3 protein-coding genes are annotated in these 19266 nt (G+C 73.1%); 1 reads left to right on the top strand and 2 read right to left on the bottom strand.

The genetic code is table 11. From position 1 onward, the window contains the following. Positions 1–29: 29 nt before the first annotated feature. The gene (locus LNK82_RS30665) at positions 30–641 is read right to left on the bottom strand and encodes a hypothetical protein (protein ID WP_230570511.1); all 612 of its coding nucleotides are present in this window, start codon (positions 639–641) and stop codon (positions 30–32) included. Between the two features lie 48 nt (positions 642–689). Next, on the bottom strand, positions 690–1961 hold the full coding sequence (locus tag LNK82_RS30660; RefSeq protein WP_230570510.1) for a hypothetical protein: 1272 nt from the start codon (positions 1959–1961) through the stop codon (positions 690–692). A 349-nt stretch (positions 1962–2310) separates the two neighbouring features. On the opposite strand from LNK82_RS30660, the gene LNK82_RS30650 reads away from it, so the two are divergent. Beyond that, positions 2311–19230 (top strand): coiled-coil domain-containing protein, encoded by a 16920-nt coding sequence (locus tag LNK82_RS30650; RefSeq protein ID WP_230570509.1) that lies wholly within the window; start codon positions 2311–2313, stop codon positions 19228–19230. Positions 19231–19266 lie beyond the last annotated feature (36 nt).

Raw genomic sequence — 19266 nt, 5'->3', positions numbered from 1 at the left:
ACGAACGTGCCCGGCGCGTCCGGGCCGAATCAGGGTGGGTCGTCCAAGTCGCCCGGCGGGCCGGCCGTCGGGCCGGTCAAGAACCTGCCGGGTGCGCCGGGCGTGACGCCGCCCGGTGGGCCGCGCGGCACCGGTGGACCGGCGGTGGGGCCGATCTCCGGCGTTCCGGGTGCTCCCGGTTCGCCGGGTGGCCCGCGCGGCGGCGGTGGTGTGCCCGGCGGTGGTGTGCCGGGGGTGACGCCACCCGGTTCGTCGACGTCCGGTGGTCCGGCGGCCAAGGGCGGTCCGACGCCGGGTGCCGGCCCGGTGACCGGCGTCACCGCGCCTGGCGGCAGCACGGCGGCCCGCAGCATCGGCAGCGCGCTGTCCGGTGCGCCCGGCGTGACACCGCCTCCGATGGGCGGTGCGCCGATGGCTCCGGGCGCTGCACCTGGTGCTGCGGGTGGGTCGGACCGTTCGAGCAAGTTCACGGGTGGGCCCGGCAAGGGCGTCTTCGACGTGCCCAAGCCACCCACCGGCGACGGCAACATCAACAAGGCCCCGGCGTCCTCGGCCTCCACACCGCCACCGGCCCCGAAGCCGACCATCGGCACGCCTGGCGGCATGCCGGCCACGCCCACCGCGAGCGCACCTCCGATCACCGCACCCACGACCAGTGCGCCTGCGACCAGTGCGCCCGGCAGCGGCACTCAGAGCACAGCGACGGCTCCGCCGGCGACCGGTCCGAAGCCGACCGCGGGCGCAGTGCCCTCGGTGGGCGCTCCGGCCGTGCCTCCGATGGGTGGTGCGCCGATGGCTCCCGGCGCTGCTCCCGGTGCTGCCGGTGGGTCGGACCGTTCGAGCAAGTTCACCGGCGGGCCCGGCAAGGACGTCTTCGACGCACCCAAGCCACCCACCGGCGACGGCAACATCAACAAGGCCCCGGCCTCCTCGCCCTCCACACCGCCACCGGCCCCGAAGCCGACCATCACCACGCCGCCGGTGAGCACCCCTGCGGTCAGCACGCCTGCGGTCAGCACGCCGCCGGTCAGCACGCCCAGCGCCCCGCCCAGCGGCACCCCGGCCACCAGCGCACCGGCCACCACCACGGCTCCACCGTCGACCAGCCCGAAGCCGACCCACGCCGTCACACCCCCGGTGAGCGCACCGGCAGCGCCACCGGTGGCCGCGCCACCGGCCGCGAGCGCTCCGGCCGCGAGCCCGTCAACGGACCGTTCGAGCAGGTTCACCGGCGGTCCGGACAAGGGTGTGTTCGACGCACCCAAGCCCCCGACCGGCGACGGCAACGTCGACAAGGCCCCGGCCAGTTCGCCCTCGACGCCACCACCCGCACCCAAACCCACCATCAGCGCGCCGCCGTCGCCGAGCCCGATCAGCACGCCTCCCGTCACGCCTGCCGCAACGCCCCCGGCAGCACCGGCCATCACCCCGCCGCCCGCCGCACCAGCCGCCACCACCCCTCCCGCACCGGCCTCCACGCCCTCACCTGCCCCGACGAACACCACCCAGCCCTCACCGACCACCCGACCGGCACCACCCACGATCACCCCGCCACCGGTCACCACTCCGCCGGTCACCACTCCGCCGGTCAGCTCCACGCCACCAGTCACCGCACCGCCCGCCGCCCCACCGATCAGCACCCCGCCGCCTGCCGCACCACCGGCCGGCACCGCACCGGTCACGGCACCGCCGGCCAACACCGCGCCGCCAACCGCGCCGCCGGTCTCCCCGACCCCACCGACCACCACCCAACCGACCACCCCGCCGACCGCCGCACCCACCAACACGGCACCGGCCCAACCCTCACCTGCCCCGGCGACCAGGCCCGCCCCGCCGATCGCCGACCCCGCGCCACCCAGCAACACCACCCCGCCACCCGCCACCCAGCCGCCTGCCACCCGGCCCGCACCGCCCACCACCCCGCCGGTCGCCCCGCCGCTGCCCGGCCAGCAGACCAACACACCCGCCGCCCCACCACCCGCACCTCCGCTGCCGGGGTTCGGCAACCAAGCCCCACCACCACCTCCGCCCCCACCCCTGCCCGGATCCGGCAACCAGACCGCACCCCCACCAGCCCCACCGCTGCCGGGCTTCGGCAACCAGGCCCCACCGCCGCCCCCACCCCCACCGATGCCCGGGTTCGGGAACCAGACCGCCCCGCCACCCCCGCCACCGCTGCCGGGCTTCGGCAACCAAGCCCCACCGCCGCCCCCACCCCCGCCGGGATCCGGGAACCAGGCCGCCCCGCCACCCCCGCCGCTGCCGGGATCCGACGCCCAGGTGACGCCGGCCCTGGTGGTCGGCGTTCCGGTGGCACCGCAGTCCGACGCACCGGCAACACAGACCAGCACGCCCGCCACCCCGCCGCAGCCGCCGTACTCGACCCAACGGGACACCGCCCTCAAGGACGGCATCCGGAACAAGCTGGCGGGGACCACCATCACCCCGGACGTGCTGGACATCGCGGGCGTACCGGTCGACATCGGGCAGATCAAGGCCGGTTTCGACGCGCTGTTCGACACCCTCCACGACACCCACGGCGTCACCAAGACCCCGACCGTGACGCCCGACCTGGTCGTGCAGCTCAACGAGCAGACCTTCGCCAAGCACTTCGCCGTGCAACAGGAACTCGACGCGGCGCTCAACACCGTCAACCGCACCGAGTTCGACATCACGCCCGCGCAGCTCGGACGTCAGGGCATCACCGACCCCCGGGCGGTCCTCGACGAGATCCTTAACCCCGACTTCCTGCACGACCTCGCCCGGCACGACGCCGATCCCACCAGCGACCCCACGGCCACCGACCGCCTCGACGCCATCCTCGAGCAGGTGGTCACCGCCAAGGTCGACCCCAAGCCCAACGCCGTGCCCGCCCGGATCGCCGCCATGGTCGACACCCAGCGGGCCGAGGTCATCCAGAACACGCTCGACAACCCGGCGCGGTCCATCAACGGCCACGTCCTGGTCAACACCGGCCACCTCGACGGCCTGGCCGTCGACCCCGCCCGCAAGGGCGACGCCGTCCAGCACCTGCTGACCCACGAGTTCATGCACGTCAACTCGGTCGGCAGCGAGCAGACCTTCGCGCACCGGGCCGACGAGGGCGGCGTCTACCGCCAGGACATCAACCCCGACGAGGCGATGACGGAGCTGCTGGCCCGCCAGATCACCGACGTCCTCGCCGAACGCGCCGGGCAGCCCAGCCAGTACATCCAGTACCCGGAAACCGGCGGCAACCGCTACCAGGGCAACGTCGACGGTCTCAACAACGAGCTCGACCAACCCCGGGTCGAGGGGCAGCCCAGCGCGCAGCACACCTTCGAGACGATGCTCGGCGACTACTTCGGCGTCGACGAGCACAGCAGCGCACCGGGGACGCGCCCCGCCCCGGCCGACACCGACGCGCCCACGACCCCCGACACCGCTCCCCCGCCGCCCAGGGGCAAGGACGTCATCACCGACGAGTCCTGGCGGCACGACACCACGAGCACCGCGGACTGGTTCGCGCCGAAGGACCCGCAGCCGTCGACGCTGTGGGATCCGGTGCGGGACAAGGCTCCCGTGCGCACGGTCGACACCGAGGTGGCCGACGTCCAGCGGTCGAGCACCTCGAACAACCTCAACTCGTTGACCGGCATCATCCGGCACGACGTGCGCCGGATGGAGGTGGCGCCGGGGAGCTGGGTGAAGGAGTACACCGTCAAGGTGCACCTCAAGCCCGGCGAGGGCGTACCGCAGTCCGATGTGGACGCGGTGGCGAAGAAGACCACCGACGGCGTCAACCGGTTGCTGAACCAGGGTTACCGGCTGCCCTCCGGTGACCAGTTCCACGCCAGGGTCGAGTTCGTCACCGACCCCGCCGACGCGCACACCACGGTCGACGTGACCGACTCCACCGCCGCGGACCAGCTCAACTGGGGCACCCAGACCTCGGAGAACGTGCTCGCCCACGAGGTCGCGCACTACTTCGGCCTGCCCGACGAGTACAAGGACGCGGCCGGGCCGGACGCCCGCATCTTCAACAGCGACGGCAAGCTGCCACCGGGGAAGACGCCGTCGAACCTGGTGGTGAACGACGACGGGCTGATGGGCGTCGCGGTGCACGGCGACCCCTCGATCAAGCCGCGGCACCTGTGGCTGATCGAGCGCACCACCAACAGCCAGGTGATGGTGCCCGACGCCGACCACGCCACGCTGCACGACCCGGACTCGCCGCGCCAGACGCCGCCGTCACGAGGGCCCGATCACGGCACCCAGCCCGACACCGACCCCCGACCCGCCGTCCTCGCCGTCACCTACGGTGGAGTCACCGTCGAAGTCGAAGTCGACAGCGACGCTGAAGTCGAGGTCGATGTCGACTTCAACAGCGACGCCGAGCACGACAACGACAGCGAAGCCACCACCGAGGCCGACCTCCAGCCCGCCGGCCCACCCGCGCCACCGCCTCCGCCGCCCCCACCGGCCACCACCGCCACGCAACAAGCGGCAGCCCCGCCGCCCCCGCCACCACCACCGGCGCCGGCCTTCGGGACACAGGCGCCGCCACCACCACCCGGCGCAGTGCCACCGGCCCCGGGAACGCAGGCTCCCCCGCCACCACCCGGCGCGCCCTCCACGTCGACGACCACCACCCCGGCCGGCCCGTACTCGAACGTCCGGGACGCGGACCTGAAGAACGGCATCCTGACCCGGCTGCCCGCCCGGATCACCCCGGTGCCGCTGCAGATCGCGGGCGTCCAGGTCGACATCGGGCAGGTGCAGGCCGGTTTCGACGCGCTGTCCGGCAAGCTGGGCGAGTTCGGCATCACCACCACGCCGAACGTGAACCCCGATCTGGTCGTGCAGCTCGACCAGCAGACGTTCGCCAAGCACTTCGCCGTCCAGCAGGAGCTGGACACCGCGTTGAAGACCACCGACCGGGGCGATTCCGACGTCACCACCGGTCAGCTCAACGGGCAGGGCATCGACCCGGCGCAGGTCCGCGCCGAGATCCTGTCCGCCGACTTCCTGCGGCAGCTCAACGACGGCGACCCCGCCGCGGTCGCACGCCTGGACACCCTGCTGGATCAGGTCGCCCGAGCCAAGGTCGGCCCCGACGGCGACGTCGCCGGCATGCGTGCCGGGCTGATCGAGAGCACCCTCACCAACCCTGCACGCGCGATCAACGGGCACGTGCTGCTCAACACCGACCACCTCGACGGCCTCACCACCGACCCCGCGCGCAAGGCCGACGCCATCCGGCACCTGCTGACCCACGAGTTCATGCACGTGCACTCCGTCGGCAGCGACGTCACCTTCGCGCACCGCGACGGCCAGGGCGGCGTCTACAACAAGAACCTGAACCCCGACGAAGCCGTCACCGAACTGCTGGCCCGCACCATCACCGACGCGCTCTCCGAACGCCTCGGACAACCCAGCCAGTACAACCAGTTCCCCGACGGCAGCGCGCGCTACCAGACCAACATCGACCTGCTGAACCGGGAATTCGACCGGCCGCGGTCCAAGTGGGACAGCTTCAAACCCGGCCCCACGTTCCGGACCATGCTCGGCGACTACTTCGTCGGCGCGACCCCACCCGACTCCACGCCCGGGACGCGCCCGGCGCCGTCGACCACCACGCGGGGCGTCGACCACGACGTCCAACCGCCGATCCCGCTGGTCGACCTGGCGCCCGCCAACACCGACACCACCACGCCCGCTCCCGCAGCACCGGCGCCCGCAGCACCCGCCCCAGCGCCGAACCCCGCACCGAACCCCCTGCTCGGGTCGCGGAACCTGCCGGACTTCTTCCAGCAGGGCAAGGCACTGGGCACGATCGCGCCCACCGACGTGCGGGGCGCCGAGCACGTCACCGGCACGATGACCGGCATCACCCCGGCCGACGCCGCCGTCATCGAGAGCGCGGTGAAGAACAACTTCGAGTCGTTCCTCGGCCAGGGCCGCGACTTCCAGGTCAAGATCGACGGCACCTGGTACGAGGCCAACGTCCGGGCCACGATGCTCCCGCCGGCCGACGTCGCCGCGGTCACCAGCACGCCGTCCACCACCACCAAGGTGGACATGGCCGCCCAGTCCGCCGCCAACACGGGCACCGCCACCAACCTCACCACCGCGAACGACGTCGGCCTCGCCGCGGCGGCGAGCGCGGGCGTCGGCCCGTACGGCTCCCTGGCCGGCAAGGCGCAGCTCGCCACCCCCGCCACCACGCTCAACACCTCCTCCGGCACGGTGGACCAGCGGTTCATCCGCGGCGGCGAGAGCTCGACGAACGTCGACGTCCCGGTCTCCTTCCAGGTCACGCTGACCGCCGCCAACGGCAGCGTGCGCCCGCCCCAAGCGGTCAACGGCGGCGTCACCCTCGCCGTGCCGAACGACCTGGAGACGATCGCCGACTCCGGCAACGCCCAACCGGCCGCAGCCCTGCCGCCGGGCTGGGGCGCGAAGCTGGAGCACCCGACGCCCGAAGCCGTGACGGACTTCGACGCGAAGCAGGCGTTCACGGACGTCGCCGCGAAGATGCACCCGTCGATCACCAAGATCGGCGCGCCGGGCCGCACCGCGTTGCAGGACTTCCTCAACCCCACCACCGTCCGCGACAACCTCGGCGCGATGCTCGGCGGCTGGGTCACCTCCCCGGACCTGGTCAGCCCGCACGGCAGCAAGGCCAACGCCGTGCAGATGAAGGCCACCCTGCTGACCGCCGAACTGGTCGGCACGACCGACGCCGCCCAGCTGCGGCTGCACGAGTCCCAGGCCACCGGCAGCTCCCTGTCCGCCACCAGCAAGACCGGCTTCGACGTCGCGGCCGGCGTCGGCGGCGGTGTGGGCGTGCCCGGCGTGATCGGTGGCACGGGCGGCGCCACGGCCGGCTACTCGGCCCGGACCTCGGACACCTCGAACTCGGGCACGACCAGCAGCACCCGCACCGGCATCCAGCTCAAGGGCGACACCGGCCTCTACAAGGTGACCGCGAACGTCCACATCCGCACGCCCAACGGCGCGGACGTCGTCATGCCGGTCACCAGCTACATGCGGGTCGGCCTGCCCGAGGCCGCCTCCCTGACCCTGCCGGTGCCGCCGGGCACCCAGGCCGGGCTGACCAAGCCGGGCACGGCGGGCACCAAGTACCTCCCGCCCTACCTGGCCGCGGACCTGGCGGCGGGCAACGTCAAGGTCGGCGAGTTCGGCCCCGGCGCGCAGGTGCAGGCGCAGGTCCAGGCCACGTTGCGCGACGTACCCGGCTTCGGCAAGTTCCTGCCGGGCTGGAACGACCCGGCCACCGGCTCGCGCAAGGGCCAGGGCCTGGCCGACGTCGCGGAGGCCATGGCGAACCAGCGCAAGCTCGACGCGGAGCTGTCGCCGACCGCCCTGAAGACCAAGATGGACAGCCTGCTCGGCCCCGGTGTGCAGGTGCAGCTCAAGAAGCGCGGCCTGAGCACCAACGAGTACGTCAACATCACCGTCCGCGCCCGGCCGGTGGGCACCCGGCACCTCGGCCAGGTCGACGCGCGCAACGTGCGCGGCTCGGCGAACACCGCGCCGAAGCTGGACAGCACCACCGCCACGCAGAAGTCGGTCAGCGTCGGCGTCGAGGGCAAGGCGGTGTTCCCGGTCAAGACCGGTGCCGCGTCGCTCACCCCGACGCCGCAGGTCGGCGCGAAGTACACCTACGGGTGGGGCGCCAAGAACACCGGCGGACCGACCGTCACCAGCACGGGGCTCAACGTCGGCAGCCCGGACGCCCAGGTGTTCTCGCAGGACCTGGAGTTCGACGTCGAGATCACCACGTTCAGCCGCAACCGGGCGTGGGTCAAGCGGGTCACGCCCGGCTCGCCGATCCTCCAGGTGCCCGACCCCAAGCCGGTCGCCAAGACCGGCGGCCCCAACCCGCCCGGCGTGGTGAGCCTGCCGCAGATCTCCGGCCCGGTGCACCTGTGGGTGTCGGACAGCTCGTCGATGGACCACGACCCGTCCGGCTTCGAGCCCGGCAAGCCGGTGGCCACCAAGCTCGACCGGCCGCCGTCGATCAAGGACCTGCTCAACCCGCCGGTGCCGCGGCCGCCCGCGCCGGACTTCCTGCACGTCGAGGCCGTCGTCAACACCGAGGTGGTGCGCGACCGGGCCATCGAGGCGCTCAACCTGGCCGCGAAGGGCGACTCGTCGCTCACCGTGGCGGGCACGGAGGCGCGCAACCAGATCGACAAGCTGTTCAGCCCGGAGAGCATCAAGGCCAACCTGCGCAAGCTGACCGAGACCGGCATGCAGGAGAACGGCCTGAAGTACGGCCGCCGGGTCACCGACCGCACCGGCGCCATCGGCATGGCGATCGAGCTGGGCAACCCGAAGCTGGTGTCGATCTCCGACAACACCGGCACCGAGAACGCGACCACCGGCGGCTACAAGGCCGGTGACGCGAAGACCAGCAGCCACACCGTCGACCTCACCGCGGGCGTCAACCTGCCCGTCAAGCCGAACGCGGCGCCGGCGCCCGCGGGCGAGCCGAAGCCCGCGTCGGGCTCGGGCGGTGTCGCCGTGGCGGGCAAGATCACGCCGTACTCGTCGTCGAAGACCAGTGCGACCGAGGTCAGCGGCAGCGTCGACCGCAACTTCGTCACCCCGCCCGCCGCGCGGACCGTGCTGATCCAGCTCGACGCGGACGTCACCGTGGTCGGCGAGAGCCGGTCGGGCAACGTCGTCTACGGCGGCACCCCGCGCGTCGAAGGCGCCAAGGTCACCCTGCCCGGCGGCGTGTTCGTGCGGGTCAGCGAGGACGTGGCGCGCGAGCTGGGCGTGCTGCCGAAGGTGCAGCCGTCGACGCCGCCGCCCGCGTTCGGCACGATGGCGCCGCCCGCCTCGGTGACGCCGGACCGGCCCAGCTCGCTCGGCCTGAGCACGCTGGACACCGCGCCGGACCTGTCGGGCATGGTCTCCGGCCTGATCACCGACCTCAACGAGCGGACCAGCGGTCCGTTCAAGAGCGACCTGGTACCGGACTCGGTCCTCAAGGACTCGATGAACAACTTCCAGCGGCTGGTCGACTTCACCTCGCCGACGAGCGTCAAGGCGATGATCGACAGCGCGCTGGACGGCGGCGTGCCGCTGCTGCTGCACCAGCCGGGCACGTTCGGCAAGGACACCTACCAGGTCACGCTCAAGGCGCGGGTCACGGACGCGCCGAGCTTCTCCGGCGTCGTCAACGACGGCGTCGACATGGAGCACACCATCGCGGGCGCCCGGAAGGCGACCGACGGCCTCGGCCGGTCGACCGGGTGGGGCGTCGGCCTCAAGTCGCCCGGCCTCGCCCAGCCCGGCAGCGCGAACCCGAACGTGTCCGGCGGCGTCGGCGTGATCGCCGCGGCCAACGTCGGTCAGCAGCACAGCAGCAACGTCACGAAGGCCACCACCGAGCAGTTCGGCCACCTGCGCGCCGGGGGCGGCCCGGCCGTGAAGTACACCGTGCCCGTCGAGTTCGAGCTGGTGGTGGAGAAGGGCGACCAGGTCGTCACCAGGGCCACCGCCCAGCCGCAGGACGTCGTGGTGCGGCTGCACGGGGACAACCAGAAGGTGTTCACCCCGGCCGCCACGCCACCGGCCGGCTACACGTCGACCACGACCCCGCGGCCGGCCGCGCAGGGCACGCCGCAGGCCGCGACGGCCTGGCAGCAGAACGGCTCACCGGCCACGTTGCCGGCCAAGGCGTCGGTGGAGAACCTGCGCGGGGCCCAGGACCTGCGTGCCGCGGCGATCCAGGCGCTGACCGCGGCGGGCGCGAACCAGGGCATCACCGGCAAGGGCACCGGCCCGCTGAACACCCTGCTGGCGACGCTCGGCTCGGAGAACCTCCAGCCGAGCCTGCCGGGGATGCTCGACGGCCCGCTGGACGTGCCGGGGCTGCACGAGGCCGCGTTGACGTTCGGGCAGCACGCCGACGTGAAGGTCTACGCGAAGCTGGTCAACCCGAGGCTGGGCGGCCTGAGCGACGGCGTGAACCTGGAGAACCCGAAGTCGTCGGTCACCACGACCTCCGGCGAGGCCAAGCACAGCGAGACCGGCGACGTGTCGGCGGGCTGGGCCACCGGCAGCGCCGCGGTCGCGCCGAGCCAGGACCCGAAGGACACCGCGAACTTCGCCACCGGCGGCGTGGAGACCCGGCACGCCGCCGAGGACGCCGAGGCGGTGTCGGGTGGCTCGGCGACCAACAAGACCAACAACCTCAAGCCGCAGGGCCGCACCGGTCTGGTCGACTTCGACGTGGAGTACCGCGTGGTCGCCACGGTCGGCGGCCGGACCAGCGTGGTCGACCTGAGCGTGCCGGGCTCGGCGTCGGTGCGGATGCCGTCGACCGAAGCCGAGACCGTGCTCGGGCGGGAGTTCGACGCCGGGTTGAGCGACGCGCAGACCGCGGTCAAGGACACCGCCAAGGCGTGGCGCGAGGCGGAGCTGGCGGTCGACAAGGCGCGGCACGACGCGCAGGCCGTGATCAACCGGGTGGCCGCCGACGTCGCGCGGCTCCAGAGCGACCTGACGACCTCGCAGGTCGACCACAACCACGCGATCGGCGACCAACTGACCGAAGCCGGCCGCGTGCCCGCCCTGGAGCAGGCGGTCCAGGACGCGCAGACCCGGCGTGACGCCGCGAACGACGTGGTCGCGGACCTGCGCGACCGGATCCCCGGCCTCGACGCGGCCCACCGCGACGCGCGGGCCGCGCTGGGCGACGCCGACGCGGACGTGCGCACCACCGGGCGTGACCTGGCGGACGCGAACGCGGAGCTGGACGCCGCACGGGTCAGGCTCGACGACGCGCAGGCGGCGTTGGACGTCGCCCAGGGCGACCTCGACGCGCACCTCGACAACCGGCCCGAGGACGCCCCGCCGATCGCCGACGACAAGGTCGCCAAGGACCTGGTCGGCAAGGTGGACGACGCCCGCGCCACGCGCGACACCCGTGCCACCGAGGTCGGGACGGCGGTCGAGGTCGCCGCCGCGGCACAGGCCGCGAACACCGGCGCGATCGACGCCCGTGCCGCCGCGCAGATCGAGGTCGACCAGGCCCGGACCGCCGCCGAGCAGGCGCGGATCGACCTCGACCGGGCCAACGGCGCCCTGGAGACCGCTCAGGGCGAGCTCGACAACGCCGAAACAGGCCTGGAGACCGGCCGTGACGCCGCTCAGCGCACGGCGGACGCGCAGCAGTCCGCGGCGCTGGCCCACCACCAGGTCGAGAGCGCCATCGCGGAACTGGAAGCGGAGATCACCGCGGCCGAGGTGGAGCTGGACCAGCGCCGCGCCGAGGCCGACGCCCGCCAGCGCGACTGGTGGAACGCCCGCATCGACGTGGACCAGCGGATCGCCGACTTCAACCGCCCGACCCCGCCGGCCGGCACCCCACCGGCCGACACGTCGAGCACGACGAACAGCACCCAGCCGGCCGGCACCTCGTCCGACACCACCACCCCACCGGCACCGCCGACCACCCGCCCGGCACCGCCCCCGCCGGCCGACACCCGGTCCACCACCGACTCCCCGGCGAAGCCGAGCACCCGCCCCGCACCAGCGGCCCCGGCCCAACCACAAGCACAGCCGACCACCCGGCCGGCACCGCCGATCCCGAACCAGCCCGGCACCGACGCGCTGATCGACGACGAGAGCTGGCGGCACAGCGGCAAGGACCACGGCGACCCCGGCACCTCCTGGACCCGGCACCCGAACCCGGTCAGCCCGGCCGAGGTCGACGCCGTGCGCGCCGACGTCCCGCCCGTCCGGCACTTCGCCGACGTCGGCGGCCTGACGAACGACAGCAGGATCACCTCCGGTCCGGACGGCCGGCCGAGGTTCGAGCTCTCCACCTGGGGCAACCAGATCGGCTACGAAGCGCGCCGCATCGAGTTCCCGGGCGTCGACGGCAAGCCGGACACCGTCGTCCAAGACCGCACGTTCAAGCTCTACGTGACCAACGCCGACGCCTACACCCCCGACCAGCTCCGGGACTTCGAGGCCAACGCCAAGAAGGGCGCCGACCGGTTCTGGAACCAGGGCTTCGGTCTGCCGCGCGGTGACCAGCTCAACGTCAACATCGAGTTCACCACGAACCGCGACGACGCCACCGGCGCCATCACCATCACCCCTCCGGGCAGCCGGCCCAACCAGCTCGAACTGCCGATCAACGCCACACCGGCGCACTTCGCCCACGAGATCGGCGGGCACTCCGGCGGCCTCGACGACACCTACGCCGAGGGGCCCGACCAGAACCCGAGCGTCTTCCAGCACTCGCCGGGCAAGACGATCACCCACCTCGACGGCACCACCGAGGTCGTCGGCAAGGGCCGCGTCGTCGACGACCTCGGCATCATGGGCCCCCACGCCGACCAGCCGGGCGCCCACGTCATGCCGCGCGACCTCTGGCTGACCGACAAGCGCGGACCGAGCCCGGAATTCCTCGCGCCGTCCCGCGTCGACCCGGACACCGGCCAGGTCACCAACCCGGTCAACCCCACGATCAGCGCCCCCGACAGCAGGGCCGACGACCCGGACCCGGACCGCAAGACGCCGAACATGCCCGCGGTGCTGCCGGGCGTGCCGCTGCCGTCGTTCTTCCAGGGCAACCAGGCGCTCGGCTCGGTCGCCGTCAACGACGTGCGGGGCGCGGACCAGGTCGTGACCGCCGTGAACGGCCTCCTGCCCGCGGTGCGCGGCGTGGCACCGCAGGGCCTCGACCGCATCGGCAAGGCGCTGGGCGACGATTTCGAGTCCTTCCTCGGCAACGGCCGCACGTTCCAGGTCCAGGTCGGCAAGAACTTCTACGACGCCAAGGTCACCGCGGTCCTCGACCCCGCGACGGGCCCCGGCACTGCGTCGCCCGCCAAGGTCGACAGCCGGGTGGACAGCGGCGCGACCAGCACGACGACCACGAGCCTGACGACCGGCAACGACGTCTCGCTCAACGCCACCGCGAGCCAGGGCATGGGCGCGTACGGCACGGTCGGCGTGAAGACCACGCTCTCCACCCCCGTCACCAGCAGCACCGCCACGACGACCGCGTCGGACGACCGCGAGATCCGCGGCGGCGACAGCTCGACCAGGCACGACGTGCCGGTCACCTACCGGGTCACGCTGACCGACGCGCAGGGCGGCGTCGTCGGCAGCACGGACGTCCACACCGACGGGACCAGCGTCGCCCTCCAGGTCCCGGACGACCTGCGGAACCTGGCGAACACCGACAACGCCCAGGGCAGGGTGCGGCCCGCGGACCCGGCCTGGGGCGCGAAGGTCGAGCACCTCGTGCCGGAGGCGGTCACGGACATCGACGTGGACCAGGCGTTCGAGGACGTGGCGGCGAACCTGCACCCGTCGGTCACGAAGCCCGGCGCGGACGGCCGCACGGTGCTCCGGGACTTCCTCGCCGCCACGAACATCCGCGACAACCTGCACGTGATGCTGAACGGCTGGGTCACCTCGCCGAACCTGACCAGCCCGCACTCGGCGTACGGCTCGGCCGTGCAGATGAAGGCGACGCTGGTGGACGCCGAGCTCGTCGGCACGCACGGCGGCACGCAGTTCCGGATGCACGACGCCGCGACCACCAACACGGGCGTCACGGCCACCGTCGGCTCGGGCGTCGAGGTGAACGCGGCCGTCGGCGGCGGTGTCGGCACGCCGGGCTTGCCCATCGGCACGGCGGGCATCACGGGTTCGGCGTCCGCCAAGACCTCAGAGACCTCGTCGGCGGGCGTCACGTCGGTCAACCGCGCCGGCATGCAGGTCGGCGGGCAGACCGGCCTGTACAAGGTGACCGTCGACATCGACGTGCGCACGCCCAACGGCGACACCGTGACCATCCCGGCGACCGCGCACGTGCGGCTCGGGCTGCCGGAGGCCGGCGCGCACGGCCTGCCCGTGCCGGCCGGTACCCGGACCACGATCACCAAGCCGAACACGGAGAACACCCGGTTCGAACCGCCCTACCTGGCCGAGGGCCTCGCGGGGGGCAACATCCGCGTCGGCGAGTTCACCGCGGCGAACCAGGTGCAGGCGCAGGTCGAGAGCGCCCTCAAGGGCCTGCCCGGCTTCGACGGCTTCCTGCCCGACTGGAACCGGGACACCGACCCGCGCGCGGACGGCAAGAACTTCGCCGACGTCGTGGAGATGCTGAACAACCAGCGCAAGCTCGACGCGGAGCTGTCCCCGACCGCGCTGAAGGCGAAGATGGACAGCCTGCTCGGTCCCGGCGTGCAGGTGCAGCTCAAGCGGCAGGGCTTCGCCACCAACGAGTTCGTCAACGTCACCGTCAAGGCCAGGCTGAGCGGGGCGAAGCACCTCGGGGAGGCGGACGCCCGCCAGGTGCGCGGCCTGTCGTCCTCCGCGCCGAAGCTGGACAGCGCGACCACCACGACGAAGGGCTGGAGCGCGGGCGTCGAGGGCCGCGGCGGCGCGAACGTCAAGCCGGGCACCGCGGCGCTCGCGCCCACCGGCAACGCGGCCGTGAAGTACAGCAGCACGACGGCCGACAAGACCGTCGCCGGTCCGGTGGTGAACGACGTGGCGCTCAACGTCGGCGACGCCAAGTCCCAGGTGTTCGCGCACGACGTCGAGTTCGACGTCGAGATCACCACGTTCCGCCGCAACCAGTCGTGGGTCAAGCGGATGACGCCGGGCTCGCCGCTGTTGCAGGTGCCGAAGGAGAAGACCGTCGTCCGGACGGTCGACTCGAAGAAGCCGCTGGACCCGAACGCCCGCGACAACCCGACGATCCTGCCGCAGATCAGCGGGAAGGTGCAGCTCTGGGTGCCGGACGGCTCCGCGCTCAAGACCCCGTCGACGGAGTTCAAGCCCGGCGAGCCGGTGGACGGCGCGCTCCCGCCGAACACCACCATCGCCGGCCTGCTCAAGCCGGGCACGACCCGCCCGCCACGGCACGAGTGGCTGCACGTCGAGGCCGTGACGAACGCGGAGGCGTTGCGGGACGCCGCGATCGGGTTGGTGAACACCTCGGCGGGCGCGGACGGGTCGCTGACCGTGCCCGGCACGCAGGCGCGCAACCAGATCGACAGGATGTTCAGCCCGGAGAACCTCAAGGCGAACCTGCGCAAGATGGCCGAGACGGGCCTGGTCGACGACAGCCTGCGGTTCGACCGCCGCGTCACCGACCGGACGGGCGCGATCGGCCTGACCGTCAAGCTCGGCCGGCCCAAGTTGGTGTCCATTTCGGACACCACACCGGTCGAGACGTGGACCACCGGTGGTTTCAAGGCCGGTGACAGCGTCGCGCACGGCCAGTCGGTGGAGGGCTCGGCGGGCGTCGGGCTCGGCGGCAAGCCGAACGACACGACGCCCCAGGGCGGCGGGACGTTCACGGCGGGCGCGAAGTGGACGCCGTGGTCGAAGACGGAGACGACGGCCCGCGAGGTCGGTGGCAACGTCGACCGCAAGCTGGTCCGCCCGTCCGGGGAGCGGACCGTGCTGGTGCAGCTGGACGCGGAGTTCGCCATGGTCGGCGAGAGCCGGTCCGGCAACGCGCTCTACAAGGGCACGCCGCACGCCAACGGCAAGACGGTGACCCTGCCGGGCGGCGTGTTCGTGCGGGTCAGCGAGCAGGTCGCGCGGGACATGGGCCTGCTGGAGGACGTGCCGCCGCACGACTCGCCGGACCACGGCGCGATGCGCCCGCCCAAGCGGCTCAACCCCGGCGAGCCCGGCGCGCTGGGCCTCAGCGTGGTGGACGACGTGCCGGACCTGTCCCCCGTGGTCGCGCAGCTCGCGACGGCCGTCAACCGGAACACCAAGGGCGGGCTCATCCCCGACTCGGTGCTGGACGACTCGATGCGCAACCTCCAGCGGCTGGTCGACCTGACGTCGCCGACGAGCGTCAAGGGCCTGATCGACTCCGCGGTGGACGGCGGCGTGCCGCTGCTGCTGCACAAGCCGGGCACGCTGATCGGCAAGGACACCTACCAGGTCACGCTGAAGGCCAAGGTCGGGCAACCGAAGTTCCTGGAAGCGGTCAACGACGGCCGCGACATGGAGCACATCCTGGCCGGCTCGAACAAGAACTCCGACGCCCTCACCAAGGGCTCCTCCTGGGGCGTCAACGCCAGGGCCGGCGGTCAGCACCTGCCGGACGTGCGGAACGGCCAGTCGCCCGCCGTCGGCGGCGCGGTCGGCGCGAGCCTCACCTTCGCGCAGAGCAAGACCACCGCGGACACCACGACCGAGCTGTTCGGCCACAAGCACACCGCCACCGGCCCGGCCGTGCGCTACGAGGTGCCGGTCGAGTTCGAGCTGGTGGTGCACAAGGGCGACCAGGAGGTCGGCCGGGTCAAGGCCGACGAGGCGCCGATCACCGTCCGGCTGCACGCCGACAACGTCCGCGCGGACTCGCCGGACGTGCCGGACGACCGACGCCCGTACGGCGCGGAGGCGACCAGCCGACCACCGGCCGAGGCGACGCAGGCCAAGATCGACGAGTGGCTGCGGGACGGCCTCGACGTGCCCGACGGCGCGTCGGTAGAGGGGATGCGCGGCATCCAGGACATCCGGCTGGCGGCCATCGCGGCGCTCGAACGCGCGGGCGCGGGCAAGGGCATCACCGGCAAGGGCACCGGCTCGCTCAACTCGCTGCTGTCCACGCTCAGCTCCGAGACGCTCCAGTCGATGCTGCCCGGCATGACGACGAGCCCGCTGGAGGTGCCCGGCCTGCACGAGGCGACGCTGGGCAAGGCGCAGCACGCGACCCTGAAGGTCTACGCGAAGGTGGTCGACACCCGGCTCGACTCGCTCAGCGACGGGGTCAAGCTGGAGAACCCGACCTCCACCACGCACACCACCACGTCCGAGGCGAAGCACACCCAGAGCGGGGACGTCGTCGTCGCGCCGACGGGCGGTGTGAACAAGAAGGCGGACGACGCGCAGGGCAACCCGGACCTGGTCGACTCGGCCAACTCCGCGTTCGCCTTCCCGGAGTTCAAGCACACGGGCGACGACTCGACCGCCGACTCGGGCGGCCCGGTCAGCGGCACGCAGCAGAACCTGAAGCCGTCCGGGCGCACGGGCCTGACCGAGTCCACGGTGGTGTACCGGTTCGTCGCCGACCTCGGCGGCGGCAAGGTCGGCGTCTACGACCTGACCGTGCCCGGCTCGGTGGACGTGCGGATGCCGGTGGCGTCCGTGGAGGCGGCGCTGGGCCGCACCATCCCGCCGGAGCTGGCGACCGCTCAGGACGGCGTGCGGAACGCCGCGCAGACGTGGCGCGCCTCCGAGGCCGCCGTGGAGACCGCGCGCCACCAGGCGCAGGACCTGCTCGCCCAGCGCACCGGCGCGGACATCGAGGTGACCAACCGCCAGACCGTGCTGGGCGTTCGGGCGCAGGAAGCGGAGACGGCGTTCGACGCTCTGGGAGCCCACGACACCGCGATCGACAACGCCCGCACCACCCGTGACGCGGCGGACACCGCGCTGGAGGACGCCGAGGCCCTCGCGGTCGACCTCGACCAAGCCTCCCGGCGGGCCGACAAGGCGCTGAGCGACGCGGCGGAGGACGTCCGGACGACGCAGGAGGGCGTCGAGCTGGCCGAGATCCACGCGCGGGCCGTCGACGACGCCCGGGCCCGGGCGGACCAGGCCCTGCGCGACGCCGAGGCCGCCCTCACCCGGCACGACCAGGCCAACCCGCCGAGCACCGACCCGGCCGCCGCACCCGACGAGGTGCGGCCGGGCCTGGTGAAGGACGTCCAGGACGCGACCGAGGTCCGCGACAACCGGCAGGCCCAGCAGGAGAAGGCCGCGACGGCCCTGGAGAAGGCCCGGCAGGAGCACCGGACCGCCCTCGACCGGCAGCAGGCGGCGGCCGACGCGGCCAGGGACGCCAGGACGGCGGCGGACCGGGCCACGGCCGACCTGGAGGCGGCCGAGCGCACCGCCGCCGACGCGCGGCGCGACTTCGACGCGGCCAACGACCGGCTCCGCGAGGCCCGTGCCAAGGCCCGCCAGGCCGAGGAGAACAGGCAGGCGGCCGAGCGCGAGCACCAGGAGGCTGTGCGGGACCGCGCCGACCTGGAGACGCGGATCACCACCACCCTCGCCGACCTGGCGGGGAAGCAGGACGCGGCCGACGTCGAGCAGGCGAACTGGTGGCAGGCCAAGACCGCGGCCGACCGCCGGCTGGCGGCGTTCAACACCCCGCCGAGCAACACCACCCCGTCCACCAATGGCACACCTCCGCCCCCGCCCGGCAGCGCCAACGCCGGCTCGAGCTCCGCGGCGCCGCCCGTCGGGCAGACCTCCGGCGCGCCCACCGCCCTGGCCTCGCGCCACCAGTCCGAGCGGACCGCGGAGAGCAACGCCGTCGCGGCCCGCCAGGCAGCCGAGAAGCAGGCCGCGGCACTGGTGCTCAAGGCGGACCAGCAGGCCGAGCACGAGGCCGAGAGCGCCGCCACCGACGCGAAGTTCCACGCCGAGCGCGTCAAGTCCGAGGCCGACCTGCTCGCCACGCAGCGGCAGGACTACACCGCCGAGAGCAACGCGGTCGCCGCCCGGCTCCTGGCCGAGCAGCACCGCGTCGCCGCCGAGCTGACGACCGACCAGCAGGCGCACCGGCAGCGGGTCGCCGCCCAGGTCCTGGCGAACCAGGCGCTGGAGCGAAACCAGGTGGAGGCGCGGATCCAGCAGCAGCTCGCCGCCGCGCCCGGCTCGTTCGACCCGGACCAGGTCCGGCAGCAGGTCCTGAACAACCAGGCCGCCGTCCTGCGCAACGTCGAGCAGCAGCTCGACAACGAGCAGGCCGCCGAGCGGCTGCGCGTCGAGCACGACCTGCGCGTCCGCCAGGACGACGAACGCAGGGCCGCCGAGCACCAGCTCACCCAGCGGCAGCTCGCCGAGCGGCAGCAGGCCGCGCAGCAGCTCAAGGTCAAGCAGGACGCCGAGCGCCTCAAGGCGGAGCAGGACCTCAAGGCCAGGCACCTGGTGGAGCTGCGGCAGGCCGAGGCGGCGCTCGACACCCGCCAAGCCGAGGAGCGCAAGGACGCGGAGGACCGGCTGACCGCACGGCAGGACGCCGAGCACGCGGCCGAGGTGGCCGAGTGGCTGCCGTCGGGCACGAAGCACTTCGCGGCGTTCGCCGACGAGAATGCCGCGGGCACCTGGGCGAACACGGCTTACCCCGGCCTCTCGAACGTCAACCGGACGAACTCCGAGAGGAAGGGCGCCGGTCACGACGTCACCGCACCGACCGCGTGAACGCCACCGCCGAGACGCCGCACGGTCGCCCCGGTC

The organism is Saccharothrix luteola (assembly GCF_020859565.1).
In the GTDB taxonomy this organism is placed as follows: domain Bacteria; phylum Actinomycetota; class Actinomycetes; order Mycobacteriales; family Pseudonocardiaceae; genus Actinosynnema; species Actinosynnema luteola.
This window is presented reverse-complemented; position numbering and strand designations above follow the sequence as displayed.